Source organism: Streptomyces sp. NBC_00669 (genome assembly GCF_036226785.1).
Taxonomy (GTDB): Bacteria; Actinomycetota; Actinomycetes; order Streptomycetales; family Streptomycetaceae; genus Actinacidiphila.
On the sequence record NZ_CP109018.1, the window covers coordinates 8,446,538 to 8,459,185 of the forward strand.

The window sequence follows — 12,648 nt, forward strand, 5'->3', positions numbered from 1 at the left end:
CGGCCTCCTCTCGTCTCAACGCGCCGGGCTGTCCGGGGCGTTCGGGTGCTCGGTGCCGGCCGCGCCGTCGGTGCTGCCCGCGCTCGCCGCGCTGCCGGTGCTGCCCGTGCTGCCCGTTCCGCCCGTGTCTCCGGGGCTTCGGGGACCTCCCGGGCTTCCGGGTGCCGGCCCGGTGGAGCCGCGCAGGACGAGCTGGGTGGCCAGCTCCACATGCAGCGTGTCCACGGTGTGCTGCTCCAGCAGCCGCATCAGCAGGGAGACCGCCATCCGCCCCATCTCCTCCAGGGGTTGGCGGACGGTGGTCAGGCGCGGCACGGTGCTGCGGCTCAGATCGATGTCGTCGAAGCCGGTGATCGACAGCTCCTCCGGCACCCGCAGGCCCCGCTCGTATGCCGCCCGCAGCGCGCCGACGGCGGCCTTGTCGTTGAACGCGACCAGGGCGGTGGGGCGTTCGGGAAGGTCGAGGAGTTCGCAGGCGGCGGCGTAACCCCAGTCGGCGGTGGGCTCGATGGAGCGGATCAGCTCGGGGGCCGGCAGCACGCCCGCGTCCGCGAGCGCCGAAGTGTGCCCGGCGAGACGGGACTTGCCGGCCAGCCAGTCGCCCGGCCCGCCGATCACCCCGATCCTGCGGTGCCCCAACTCCACCAGGTGCGCGGAGACGCTGCGGGCGGCGGTGAGGTTCGCCGCCGACACCGACGCGATGTCCCGGGGCAGCGGGGTGCGCGGGTCGATCACCACGAACGGGAAGTCCTTCGCGCGCAGCGCCTCCAACTCCCTTTCGGGCTCGGGCGGCACGATCAGTATCGCGCCGGCGATGCCCGGGTCGTCCGGCAGCCCGGGCAGGACCTGGGCGGTCCGCGCCGCGTCTCCCGCGCTGAGCACCAGGCGGCGCCCGTGCAGGTCCAGCGTCTCGGCGACCGAGGAGACGATCACCCCGAAGTAGTCGGTCAGGACGTACGGGCAGCGGACGTAGATCGCGCCGGTCGCGCTGCCGCGCCGGGCCGGGGCCTGCGCGCCCAGCCGGGCCACCGCCCGCCGCACCCGGCTCTCGGTGTCGGGCGCGACCCGTACATGTCCGTTCATCACCCGCGAGACCGTCGCGATCGACACGCCCGCCTCGGCGGCGATCGCCCGGACCGTCGCCTTGCCCCCGCTCGCGCTAGCCACGCGTTACACCCTCCCGTTTCACCCGCGCAGCCTAACGCCGTCCCGTATCAGCCCACCAGGCCCACGGCGGCGTTTCAACGCGTTACACACGGTGGCGCACCGGGCGTCCCCTGGGCCCGTGCCGTGACCCTGGTCGTCCGGGGCTACGGGGAGGGGGGAGGGCCGGCCTGGCTGAGGTAGGTATGGATGCGGTCGCGCTCCCAGGCGCCGGCGTCGCCGTCAGGGTAGTGCTGGGGTTCGAGCCACTGCCAGAGCAGCGTGAGGACGTCGCGGACCGGGGTGCCGGGCCAGGGGGAGCGGAGCAGCACGTAAGGGTCGGTGAGCCGGTCCGGGCGGGTGTCGGGGAGGGTGCGGCGGTGGGCGGCCGGCCACGCCTGCGGCACCGTCGGGCTGCCGGTCAGCTCCTCCGCGGGGGCGAACCCCTGGGCGATGAGTTCGGCGGCGCCGGGCGGCAGCCAGCGCGAGCGGTGGACGGGGTCGCCGAGGTCGGCCCGGCGCAGCGCGGCCAGGGGTGCGCGGACCCCTTCGTCGACATCCTGGGCCGTGCGCTGCCAGGTCCGTTCGTGGGCCGCGACCAGCGCCTCGTCCGCACCCGCGAGGAACAGCTCCTCGCACCGCTCGCACAGCGCCAGCTCCTGCGCCCAGATGTGCTCCTTGCCGTACACCCGGTGCCGGGAGCGGTCCGGGTCCAACCGGTGCACCCACACGCCGGGCGACGCGGCGCACCACGCGCACCGCGGACCGTCGCCGTCGGGTTCGTACGCTCCGTGATCACCCATGTACCGACCCTACGACGCACCACCGACAGTCACCCGGCAGCCGCGGCGGCACGGCTGTCACGCCGGTCGGGCCGGCTCCGCCGCCCAGCGGTCGGTGCGGGCGGTGACGTCCGCGAAGTGCTCGGCGATGGCGTCCGCGGCGGCGCCCGGGTCGCGGGAGCGCAGCGCGTCCAGGACCCTGCGGTGCTGGCGGACGACCTGGTCGTGGTCCGTGCGCGGCTTGCCGACCTCGTGTTCGAGCTGCCGGTACACCCCCCAGAACAGCGCGATGAGCTGGAGCGCGAGCGTGTTGCCGAGGGGCTCGTAGAGCAGTTCGTGGAAGCGCCGGTCGTGGTCGGCGCGGCCGGGCGCCCCGTCGGCGGCCAGCGCGTCCAACTCGGCCTGGAGGCGGTCGAGATCGGCGGCGGTCAGCTCCAGGGCCGAGCGCCTGATCAGCCCGCTCTCCAGCATCGCGCGGACCTCCACGATGTCGCGCAGCGCGCCGGGGTTCTCGCGGCGCACCGCGAGCCGGGAGTGGAAGAGCAGCCCGGGCGCCATGGACAGCACCTGCGCGGTGCCGACGTACGTGCCGTAGCCGTGCCGGATGTCGACGATGCCGAGCGCCTGGAGGCCCTTGAGCGCCTCGCGCACGGAGTTCCGGCTGACCCCGAGGGTGCGCATCAGCTCCGGCTCGGCGGGCAGCGGGTCGCCCGGGTCGAGGTCCAGTTCGACGATCAGGTCGGTGATCTGGTCCTGCACGGTGGGTCGCCGGCCTCGGGCCGGCGGCGAGATCTCCGGTACGGGGGGCTTGCGCTGCGCTGCCATGGCGCCTAGGTTACCTGGACCGTAGGACGTCGGACGTCCCACGTCCAACCTCACCGTTCACCCGCTCCCGAGGATGCGAGCCGCATGAGCTACTCACAAGCACCACCGCTGCGTTGGCGTGCGGAACTGTCCCGTCAGGACTGGAAGGCGTTCTCCGCGGCCTGGCTGGGCTACGCGATGGACGGCTTCGACTTCGTCCTCATCACGCTGGTCCTCACCGAGATCTCGCACGACTTCCACCTCTCCACGGTCACGGCCGCGACCCTGGTGTCCGCGGCCTTCGTCTCCCGCTGGTTCGGCGGCCTGGCCATCGGCGCGCTGGGCGACCGCTTCGGCCGCCGCCCGGCGATGGTGCTCAGCATCGCCCTGTACGCCGTCGGCTCGGTGCTCTGCGGCTTCTCCTGGGGCTACTGGTCGCTGTTCGCGTTCCGCATGGTCGTCGGCCTCGGCATGGCCGGCGAGTACGGCACCAGCGTCACCTACCTCATCGAGAGCTGGCCGAAGAAGCTCCGCAACACCGCCAGCGGCATGATCCTGTCCGGCTACCCGCTCGGCGGTGTGCTCGCCGCCAAGGTCTACGCGTGGGTCGTGCCGCACAGCAGCTGGCGGGTGCTGTTCTGGATCGGCGTGCTGCCCGTCGTCCTCGCGATATACCTGCGCCGCAGGCTCCCGGAGGCCACCGAGTGGAAGGAGGCCGCCGACTCCGGCCGGCGCCCGGTCAGCGCCACCGCCGTCCTGTTCTCCGGCGGCCGCAGACGGCTGGTCAACGTGGTGCTGTGCCTCGCCGTCGCCGTCGCCCTCGTGGTGGTGCTGCGCGGCCAGAACATGCCGGTCACCCTCGCGCTGGTCGCCGTGATCACCGCCTGCTTCGTCGCGCTGACCGTCCAGTTCGCCGGACGCCTGTGGCCGGTGGTGGTCGCGCTGATGGTCACCGTGTTCTGCGCGTTCCTGTACTCCTGGCCGCTCCAGGCGCTGCTGCCGACCTACCTCAAGACCTCGCTGCACTACAGCCCGGACCAGGTGTCCAACGCGCTGCTGTACGCCGGTTGCGGCTACGCGGTCGGCTGCGTGCTCAGCGGTTACCTCGGCGACCGGTTCGGCACCCGGATCGCGTACACCGGGATGCTGACCGCCTCGCTCGTCTTCGTCGTGCCCGTCTTCGCGCTCGGCTCCGGCCACACCGTGTGGATGTGGGTGCTGCTGTTCATGCTGGTCGGCACCGGCTCGGGCGGTTCCGGGGTGCTGCCGAAGTACGTCAGCGACCATTACCCGCTGGACATGCGGGCCGCCGCGCTCGGCTTCAGCTACAACGTCGGCGCGCTCGGCGGCGCCGCCGCCCCCGTCCTCGGCGCCAAGCTCGCCAAGCCGCTCAGCCTCGGCACCTCCATCGCCGTGCTCGGCGTGGCGCTCACCGCCCTGGTCGTCCTGCTGGTCGGATTCAACGTGCCGGTCCGCGTCCAGCGCGCCGCCGACCGCCGTGCCGAACGCGCCGGGCTGCCGCCGCGTGAGGGGCAGCAGGAGGGGGTGTTCGCGCCGAACCCGGCCGCGGGTCAGGACCCGGGCGCCGCATCCGACGTGGGTCCCGCATCCGGCCCCGGTACGGGCGCGGGCGCGGGCCCGGGGCACCAATCCGGCGCGCCCGCCGCACCGGCCCAACCCAACACCGCGAAGAGGACCTGATGTTCCACGGAGTCGTCCCTCCCCTGTGCACCCCGCTGACCGACGACGGGGAGGTGGACACCGCGTCGCTGGAACGCCTCACCGCGTTCCAGCTCGACGCCGGCGTGCACGGCCTGTTCGTCGGCGGCTCCACCGGGGAGATCGCCCAACTGACCGACACCGCACGGGACATCGCCCTGCGTACGGTGGTCGCCACCGCCGCCGGGCAGGTTCCCGTGCTGGCCGGCGCGATCGACACCGGGACCCTGCGGGTGCTGGACCACGCCCGGCGCGCCAAGGCGATCGGCGCCGACGCGGTGGTGGTCACCGCGCCCTTCTACGTCGGCGTCGCCGAGCCCGAGGTGCGTGCCCACTACGAACTCCTGCACGCGGCCCTCGACTTGCCGCTGGTCGCGTACGACATCCCCGCCAACACCGGCTTCAAGCTGCCCTCCGCGCTGCTGGTGAGCCTCGCGCAGGACAAGGTGATCGCGGCCGTCAAGGACTCCTCCGGCGACCTCGAAGGCTTCCAGCGGGTGCTGGACGGCACCGCCGGCAGCGGCGCGGGCTGCCTGACCGGCTCCGAGACGCTCGCCGACCTCGCGATGGCGCGCGGCGCGGACGGGATCGTGCCCGGGCTCGGCAACGTCGATCCGCACGGATACGTGCGGCTGTACGAAGCGGCCCGGCGCGGCGACCATGCCGCCGCGCGGGCCGAACAGCGGCGGCTCACCGAGCTGTTCGGCATCATCGGGATTCCCGACCAAGGGAGGATCGGGCGGATGTCCGCGGCGCTCGGCGCCTTCAAGGCGGCGCTCGCCTCCCGCGGCGTCATCCGGTCCGGCCGCACCCAGGCGCCCTTGCTCCCCCTCACCCCGGACGAGCTCGCCGCGATCACAGCCCACCTCGCCGCTGCGGGCTTGGGGGCCGTCCGGTAACGGGACCGCCCGCTCGCACGACTCCGCCTCGGTGAGTGTCCCTCGCGGTGGTTCGGTCACCTTGCGGTGCGCTGCGGCTTGTCGCGCAGTTCCCCGCGCTCCTTGGAGGGTGGCCGTTCTCCCGCGGGGTGACCGGCAAGCCGGCCACCGGGGCGCCAGGAAACGTCATCACGTCAGTGCCACGTACAACAGGAGGCCGTCAGCATGCCGTTCAGCCGTCGCAGACTCATCGTGTTGCCGCTCGCCGCGGGAGCGCTCAGCCTGGCCGGGGTGTCCACGAAGGCGGTGGCCGCCTCGGAAGGCGGCGCGACCACACCGGCGCCGGAGACGACCGTGTTCACCTCGGGCGCCGACGGCTACGCCGTGTACCGCATCCCGGCCGTGGTCCGCACCGCGCGGGGCACCCTCGTGGCGTTCGCCGAGGCCAGAAGCGGCAGTTCGGACAGCGCGACGACCGTGGTCGTGGCAAAGCGGTCGGCGGACGGGGGCCGCACCTGGGCCGCGCAGGCGGTGGTCGCCGGCGACGGCACGAACACGCACGGGAACCCCGCCCCCGTGGTCGACCCGCGCACCGGCCACATCACCCTGCTGACCTGCACGAACGGTGCCGGAGTGACGGAGGCGGAGATCATGTCCGGCCAGGCGTCCGCGGCCGACGGCCGCCGGGTGTGGGTGCAGCACAGTACGGACGACGGGCAGACGTTCAGCCCGCCGCGGGAGATCACCGCGACCACGAAGCACCCGGACTGGCGCTGGTACGCCACCGGCCCGGGCCACGCGATCGCGCTGGAGACCGGGCGGTACCGCGGCCGGCTGGTGGCGCCCGCCAACCACTCGACGGCGCCCCCGGCCGGCTCCACGGACGTCGGCACCGAGGCGAAGTACTACGGCGGCCACTGCCTGCTGAGCGACGACGGCGGCGCCACCTGGCGGATCGGCTTCGTGGACGACACCCCGGACGGCGTGGTCAACGCCAACGAGACCGCGGTCGCCCAACTTCCCGACGGCACCTTGTACTTCAACGCCCGCGACCAGAACGGCACCGCCCCGGGCGTCCGGGTCGACGCCCGCAGCCGTGACGGCGGCGCGCGACTGGAAGAGCCGTACGCGCCCCAAGTGGGGCTGGCCGGGCCGGTCGTGCAGGGCAGCCTGCTGCAACCGGCCGCCGGGCCACTGCTGTTCGCCGGGCCCGCCGACCCCGACGCCCGCGCGGACATGGCGGTCCGCGCGAGCACCGACGGCGGCCGCACCTGGACATCCGTCCACACCCTCAGCGGGCTCCCGGCCGGCTACAGCGACCTGGTGCAGACCGGCCCCGACGAGGTCGGCCTGCTCTACGAGACCGGCACGGCCACCGCGTACGACCGGATCGCCTTCGCCCGGCTGCCACTGCGCGCGCTGCGGCCGTGACCGGGCGGGAGACCCGCGTGCCCGTATCCGTACGCGGGCCGGCACCGTATCCGTGCGCGGACCTGCCCCGTATTCGTACGCGGGCCGGCCCGCGCTCCTTAGCGCCGTGACAGGTAGGCGTCGAGCGCGCGGTGCAGCACCCGGTTGACCGGGAAGTCCCACTCGCCGATGTTCTCGCACGCCTCGCCGCCCGCACCGGACTTGAAGCGCAGCAGCCCCAGGTGCGGGTCGGACTCCGCCACGGTGTCCGTGATGCCGCGGAAGTCGTAGACCGACGCGCCCAGTTCGCAGGCGTCCTGCACCATCTGCCACTGGATCGCGTTGTTCGGCTGCACCTCGCGGCGCATGACCGTGGAGGCCCCGTAGGAGTACCAGACGTGCCCGCCGACCGTCAGCATCGTGGCCGCCGACAGCACGTCGCCGTCGTGCGAGGCGAGGTACAGCCGCATCCGGTCCGGGTCCTCCGCCGTCAGCGCGCCCCACATCCGTTCGAAGTAGGTCAGCGGGCGCGGCACGAAGCCGTCGCGCTGCGCGGTCTCGACGTAGAGCCGGTGGAACTCCGGCAGGTCGGAGGCGTCGCCGCGGACCACCTTGACGCCGGCGTTCTCGGCCTTCTTCACGTTGCGCCGCCACTGCTGGCTGAAGCCGCGCAGGATGTCCTCCGGCGCCCGGCCCCCGACCGGCAGCCGCCACACGAACCGCGGCTGGCCCGCCCCGAAGCCGTCCGCGCCGGTCCGGGCCGGCCGCCAGCGCGCCGCCCGCAGCCGCGCCTGCACCTCGCCCGCCCGCGGGTCCTGCCACGTCGGCTCGGCCTCGCCCAACCGGGTGACACCGGGGTCGGCGATCGCCGCCTTGACCGCATCCGCGTCCCAGCTCCGCGCCTCGACCCGCGGGCCCACCCGCACCGCGAACGCGCCCTGCGCCTTGCAGTGCGCCACCAGCGGCTCCAGCCACCGGTCCAGGTCGTCGGCGTGCCAGTCGATCACCGGGCCCTCCGGCAGGTACGCCAGCGACCGCCGTACTCTCGGCAGCGGCCGGTACAGCACCAGGCCCACCCCGACCAGCCGCCCCTGGTCGTCGCTCCACCCCAGGCTCTCCGCCCGCCAGTCCGGCTTCACCCCGCCCCACGACGGCACCTGCATATGGCTCGCGGTGCCCCGCTCCGCCACGAAGTCCAGGTGCTGCCGTGCGCTGATCGGTGCAACGGTGTAGGTCGTCGATGCCATCGGAAAGTCAGCCGCCCTTCGCCTGCGCGGCCTCGAAGAAGGGCCGCGCGTGAACGTGTCGCGCCGGTGCTCGCAGCGTACGACGGCCAGGACGGGTCGGCCCGGTGGCGGCCGGGGCGCAATCGAACGGTTGATCGGTGCGCCGGCCGGGCGGAGGGCGCCGTTCCGCAGGCCGGCGGCGGCACGAGCCTCACCGCGTGGCGCTCACCCCGGACACCTCGGATCGCCAACTCCCGCTCGAACGGCGGCACATGGACGTGGCGTTCGCGGACCGCCGGATCGTCAAGGCGAGCCTGATGCGGATCACCCTGCACGCCGTCCACGCCGAGGACTACGCGGCCTGCCGCGCCGCCATGCGCGGCACCCCGCGGGCGAGCCGGCGGGGCCGACCCGGCCACACGGTGGTGAAGGTCTGGGCCCGCGGGCGTGCGGGTGCGCGCCCGCGGGTCAGGTTCGCGCTCCTCCGTTACCAGGTGAGCAGCAGCACCGCGATGTCGTCGAGGTGCCGACCCGCGTCCATCTCCTGAGCGGTGGTGGCGAGATGGTCGACGAACGGGCGGCCCGAGAGCGGGGGAGCGGCGTCGACCAACGCCACCAGGCCCTCGGTGCCGAGGCGTTCGCCGCCGGCGCCGACATGGCCTTCGGTGAGCCCGTCGGTGAACAGCAGCAGGGAACCGCTGCCGGGCAGTTCCGACTCGGTGGTCCGCCAGTCCGCGAGACCGGGTACCAGGCCGAGCGCGATGCCCGGGAGCGCGGCCATCTGGCTGGTGCGGCGCGGGAGTCGGGCGCCTGCCGTGCCCGCACCGGCCTCGCCGTCCCCGTCCCCGCCTGCCTCGATGAGCAGCGGCGCGTCGTGCCCGGCGAGCGTCACCTCCACCCGGCAGCCGGCGCCGTCCGTGGCGGGCGTCAGCGACAGCGTCGCGACCGTCGCGAACATCGACGACGTGGTCCGTTCCGCGACGAGGATCTGCTCGATCACCCCGAGCAGGTCCGCGTCCCGGTGCCCGCTCAGCACCAGCGTGCGCCACGCGATACGCAGGCACACCCCGATCGCCGCCGCATCCGGGCCGTGCCCGCTGACGTCGCCGATCACCGCGTGCACGGTCCCGTCGGGGGTCTCCACCACATCGAGGAAGTCCCCGGCCAGCAGGGCGCCTTCGCGGCCCGGCAGGTAGCAGGACGCCGTGGCCACCGCGGTCCCGGTACGCATCGGCACCGGCAGCAGGCCCCGCTCCAGCCGCTGGTTCTCCTGCGCGCGCTGCTCGTTGAGCCGCAGTCGCGCGGCGGTCTGCTCGGCGTGCTTGCGGTGCACGGCGTACCGGATCGCGCGGTCCAGCAGCTCGCCGGTGACCGTGCCCTTCACCAGGTAGTCCTGCGCCCCGGCGGCGACCGCGTCCGCGCCGGCCCGGCTCTCGGCGAGTCCGGTCAGCACGATGATCGCCGACGACGGGCAGGCCGCCTGGGCCTGGTGCACGGCGCCGATCCCGGAGGCGTCCGGCAGGTGCAGGTCGAGCAGGATGCACTCGGGTGCCTCCTGCGCCATCCGCCCCATCGCGTCGGCGAGGGTCTGCGCCCAGTGCAGCCGTACGTTCAGCGTGGTGTCGGAGAGGTACTCCTCGACCAGCAGGGCGTCCCCGGGATCGTCCTCGACGAGCAGCACGCGGTACGTCTCGGCGGACTGCGGTGCTCTGGACGCGGCGTCCACGGCCGCGTTGTCACCGGTCACAGCCCCGCTCCCGACGTTCCCGCGTCCTTGTCGCCGTCCGACTCCGACTCCGGCTCCGACTCCGGCTGCGGCTCCGACTGCGCCGGCAGCGAGGCCCGCACCGACCGCGACTCCGGACCCGCCTGCGTCTCCGCTGCCGCCTGCGTCTCCGCTTCCGGTTGCGGCGCCGGTTGTTCCGCGCGGCGCGGGAGCGTGAAGACGATCCGCGTGCCGGGGGAATGGTCGGCGTCGATCCGGACGTCGCCGCCGTGGAAGTCGACGATCTTCTTGCACAGCGCCAGGCCGATGCCGTTGCCGGGATAGGCGTCGCGGGTGTGCAGCCGCTGGAAGATCACGAACACCCGCTCGGCGAACTCCGGCGCGATACCGATCCCGTTGTCGGTCACCGCGAACTCCCACCGCTCCTCGCCGTCCGGCGCCACCGACAGGTGGATGCGCGGCGGGCGGTCCGGGGCGCGGAACTTGATCGCGTTGGAGAGCAGGTTCTGCAGCAGCATGCCCAGTTGGGTGGCGTCGCCGCTGACCACCGGCAGCGGGTCGTGGGTCAGCTCGGCGCCCGACTCCTCGACCGCGAGGCTCAGCGAGTCCGTGGTCCTGGTGTACAGCGTCTCCAGGTCCACCGCGGTGGACTCGGCGTGCACCCGCCCCACCCGGGAGAACGCGAGCAGGTCGTTGATGAGCGTCTGCATCCGGTTGGCGCCGTCGACCGCGAACTCGATGTACTGCCCGGCGCGGTCGTCGAGTTGGTCGGCGTAACGGCGCTGGAGGAGCTGGCAGAAGCTCGCCACCTTCCGCAGCGGCTCCTGGAGGTCGTGCGAGGCGACATACGCGAACTGCTCCAACTCCGCGTTGGAGCGCCGAAGATCGGCCGCCTGCTCGTCCAGCCGGCCGCGCACCGTGTCGCTGAACGCCAGCGCCTCCACCAGGCGCACGCGCATCGACTCCACGTCCACCGCCAGCGCGCGGACGTCGGCCGGGCCGGTCGCCGCCACCTGGTGGCCGAAGTCACCGTCGGCCACCGTCCTGACGTCACCGGAGAGCCGGCCCAGCGGACCGGTCACGCCACGGCGCAGCCCGACGAAGATCAGCGCGGTGAGCACGGTGATGACGGCCGCGATGAAGCCGAAGATCCAGTCGCGCTCGGCGTCCACCCGCCGCAGGTCCGCACGGGCCTTGTCGTGCCGCTCGGCGAGCGTCCGCTCCAGCCGGCCGGCGGCCGCCCGTACCGCGTCGAACTCCTGCTTGCCCTCCTCGGCCCGCTGCGTCGCCAGCGCTACCGGGGCGCCCGGTGCGGCCGCCGCGATCGGGCGGGCGATCCGGGACTGCCACACCTCGGTGCGGGCCAGCAGCGTGTCCAGGTCGGCGTTCGCCCCCTTGTCGTGCGCGAGCAGAGTCCGCAGGACCGCGGTGTGTTCGCGCTGGTCGGTCAGACCGGTGCTGTAGGGCTGGAGGAACGACCGCTGCCCGGTGATGCCGTAGCCGCGTACGCCGGTCTCCTGGCTGATCAGCGTGTCCTCCAGCTGCGCCGCGGCCACCAGGGCGGGCGTGTCGGAGTTGGCCAGGTTGTCGGTGAGGCGGGAGGAGCGGGCGAAGACCCAGCCGCCGGCGAGTGCGAGCACCAGCAGCACGGTGAGCGCGGCGCAGGTGCCGACCACCAGCCACCGGCGGGTGGTCCAGCCGTCCTGGACCGGCCGGCGGACGCGGGCCCGGTGTCCCGGGCCCGGTGTCCCGGGCTCGGCGGGCGGGTCGGGTTCGGCGGTCGGGTCGGTCGCGGCGGTCGGGCCGGGCCCGGCCTCCGGCTCCGACTGCTGCGGCTGCGGCGGCGAACTCTCGGTGTGCACCGACCGATCCTGCCCGTCGTCGCGTATCGGCACAACGCCGGCCACGGCTGCTCCTCGAACATGTCGAACACGTCGACCGCCGCGGGGCGCGGCGGTCAGCGAAAAAATTAGCACCACGAACAGTCGCAGTGCGGCAACAGTACACTGGTGGGACAACATGGGTTGTCCGATCACGGTCACGCCCGTATAGAGTGCACAAGTGCCCAGCGAGCGAACCTCCCTGCCACCCGAACACGACCGGCTCACCGAGCTGGCAGAGCGCGCCGTGGAGGACCTCGCCCGCAGACTCGCCGAGGAGGAGTTCGTACCGCTCCGGCGGGGCACACGCCGCCTCGGCGACACCCGAACCGGATCGGGCAGGGCCGCCCCGCGCGGCCCGGCCCACCACCAGACCACCGAAGGCCAGGCCGTCGAACCGCTGGCCCGGCTGCACGCCCTGTCCTATCTGCTACGAGCCGTCGACTCCTGCGCCACGCAAGCGGCTTCGGCCGCCGCCCGGCAGGGAGCCGGCTACCCCGAACTCGGCAGCGCCTGGGGCATCACCCGCCAGGGCGCGCGCCGACGCTGGCCCGGCCTGGTCTTCCTCGCCGATCAACCCACCCGGCCCCTGCCCGCCCGGACCTCCAGGAGCGCATTCGTGAACGCCCTCATGCCCAACCGCTCCTACCACGTCCTGCTCGTCGAGGACGACGCCGCCGACGCGCTGCTGATCGAGGAGGCCATGAACGACAAGGGCATGGTCCGCTCCATCGCCCGTGCCACGGACGGCATCACCGCGCTGGAGTACCTCCGCTCGCCGGACAACCCGCGCCCCGACCTGATCGTCCTGGACCTCAACATGCCCCGGATGAACGGCCGCGAGCTGCTCGGCGTGCTCAAGGACGACCCGCAGCTCGGCCCGATCCCCGTCGTCGTGCTGACCACCTCCTCCACCCCCGACGACATCACCGCCGCCTACAGCCGGCACGCCAACGCCTACGTCACCAAGCCGGTCAACCTGGACGACTTCCTCCAGGCGGTGCGCCGCATCGACGAGTTCTTCCTGGAGACCGCGACCGTCCCCAGCCGCGAGGAGGAGTAGCCGCGAGGCTGGGGAGC

Annotated in this window: 11 protein-coding genes; 5 read left to right on the plus strand and 6 right to left on the minus strand. The window is 73.5% G+C overall.

Translation table 11 applies throughout. The features are described 5' to 3' along the window. Positions 1-15: 15 nt before the first annotated feature. The 3 genes from OG896_RS35645 to OG896_RS35655 form a co-directional block, all read right to left on the minus strand. Positions 16-1,167: a LacI family DNA-binding transcriptional regulator gene (locus OG896_RS35645; RefSeq protein WP_329372028.1), complete on the minus strand. Its 1,152-nt coding sequence runs from the start codon at positions 1,165-1,167 to the stop codon at positions 16-18. 143 nt (positions 1,168-1,310) lie between these two features. Next, positions 1,311-1,946: a hypothetical protein gene (locus tag OG896_RS35650; protein WP_329372030.1), complete on the minus strand. Its 636-nt coding sequence runs from the start codon at positions 1,944-1,946 to the stop codon at positions 1,311-1,313. 57 nt (positions 1,947-2,003) lie between these two features. Further along, complete coding sequence (locus tag OG896_RS35655; RefSeq protein ID WP_329372031.1) at positions 2,004-2,750, minus strand: FadR/GntR family transcriptional regulator; 747 nt, start codon at positions 2,748-2,750, stop codon at positions 2,004-2,006. An 84-nt stretch (positions 2,751-2,834) separates the two neighbouring features. Here OG896_RS35655 and OG896_RS35660 point away from each other — a divergent pair, with 84 nt between their 5' ends. From OG896_RS35660 to OG896_RS35670, 3 genes are all read left to right on the plus strand, one after another. Then, a complete protein-coding gene (locus tag OG896_RS35660) occupies positions 2,835-4,430 on the plus strand; it encodes a sialate:H+ symport family MFS transporter (protein WP_329372032.1) in 1,596 nt (531 codons plus the stop codon). Then, a complete protein-coding gene (locus tag OG896_RS35665; protein ID WP_329372034.1) occupies positions 4,430-5,347 on the plus strand; it encodes a dihydrodipicolinate synthase family protein in 918 nt (305 codons plus the stop codon). The genes OG896_RS35660 and OG896_RS35665 overlap by 1 nt, the downstream gene beginning before the upstream one ends. 204 nt (positions 5,348-5,551) lie before the next feature. Then, positions 5,552-6,757, plus strand: a complete 1,206-nt coding sequence (locus OG896_RS35670) for a sialidase family protein (RefSeq protein WP_329372037.1) — start codon at positions 5,552-5,554, stop codon at positions 6,755-6,757. Positions 6,758-6,855: 98 nt separating this feature from the next. Here the strand turns inward: OG896_RS35670 and OG896_RS35675 are convergent, their stop codons facing one another. Beyond that, the gene (locus OG896_RS35675) at positions 6,856-7,983 is read right to left on the minus strand and encodes a lipid II:glycine glycyltransferase FemX (RefSeq protein WP_329372039.1); all 1,128 of its coding nucleotides are present in this window, start codon (positions 7,981-7,983) and stop codon (positions 6,856-6,858) included. Positions 7,984-8,180: 197 nt separating this feature from the next. Between OG896_RS35675 and OG896_RS35680 the strand changes: the two genes are divergently transcribed. Then, positions 8,181-8,510: a DNA glycosylase AlkZ-like family protein gene (locus tag OG896_RS35680; RefSeq protein ID WP_329372041.1), complete on the plus strand. Its 330-nt coding sequence runs from the start codon at positions 8,181-8,183 to the stop codon at positions 8,508-8,510. Here OG896_RS35680 and OG896_RS35685 read toward each other — a convergent pair. Both OG896_RS35685 and OG896_RS35690 read right to left on the minus strand, forming a co-directional pair. Further along, positions 8,450-9,709 (minus strand): PP2C family protein-serine/threonine phosphatase, encoded by a 1,260-nt coding sequence (locus OG896_RS35685; RefSeq protein WP_329372043.1) that lies wholly within the window; start codon positions 9,707-9,709, stop codon positions 8,450-8,452. The two genes, OG896_RS35680 and OG896_RS35685, sit on opposite strands and share 61 nt — an antisense overlap. Further along, positions 9,706-11,364 carry a sensor histidine kinase gene (locus OG896_RS35690; RefSeq protein ID WP_443057280.1) on the minus strand — a complete coding sequence of 553 codons (1,659 nt, stop codon included), beginning with the start codon at positions 11,362-11,364 and terminating at the stop codon, positions 9,706-9,708. The genes OG896_RS35685 and OG896_RS35690 overlap by 4 nt, the downstream gene beginning before the upstream one ends. A 385-nt stretch (positions 11,365-11,749) precedes the next feature. On the opposite strand from OG896_RS35690, the gene OG896_RS35695 reads away from it, so the two are divergent. Then, the gene (locus tag OG896_RS35695) at positions 11,750-12,631 is read left to right on the plus strand and encodes a response regulator (protein ID WP_329372045.1); all 882 of its coding nucleotides are present in this window, start codon (positions 11,750-11,752) and stop codon (positions 12,629-12,631) included. The last annotated feature ends 17 nt before the right edge of the window (positions 12,632-12,648 follow it).

What these genes read in the sequence shown, in the direction of transcription:
- OG896_RS35655 (WP_329372031.1), bottom strand. Translation starts at nt 2,750, where the DNA reads ATGGCAGCGCAGCGCAAGCCCCCCGTACCGGAGATCTCGCCGCCGGCC.
- OG896_RS35665 (WP_329372034.1), top strand. Translation starts at nt 4,430, where the DNA reads ATGTTCCACGGAGTCGTCCCTCCCCTGTGCACCCCGCTGACCGACGAC.
- OG896_RS35670 (WP_329372037.1), top strand. Translation starts at nt 5,552, where the DNA reads ATGCCGTTCAGCCGTCGCAGACTCATCGTGTTGCCGCTCGCCGCGGGA.
- OG896_RS35650 (WP_329372030.1), bottom strand. Translation starts at nt 1,946, where the DNA reads ATGGGTGATCACGGAGCGTACGAACCCGACGGCGACGGTCCGCGGTGC.
- OG896_RS35675 (WP_329372039.1), bottom strand. Translation starts at nt 7,983, where the DNA reads ATGGCATCGACGACCTACACCGTTGCACCGATCAGCGCACGGCAGCAC.
- OG896_RS35660 (WP_329372032.1), top strand. Translation starts at nt 2,835, where the DNA reads ATGAGCTACTCACAAGCACCACCGCTGCGTTGGCGTGCGGAACTGTCC.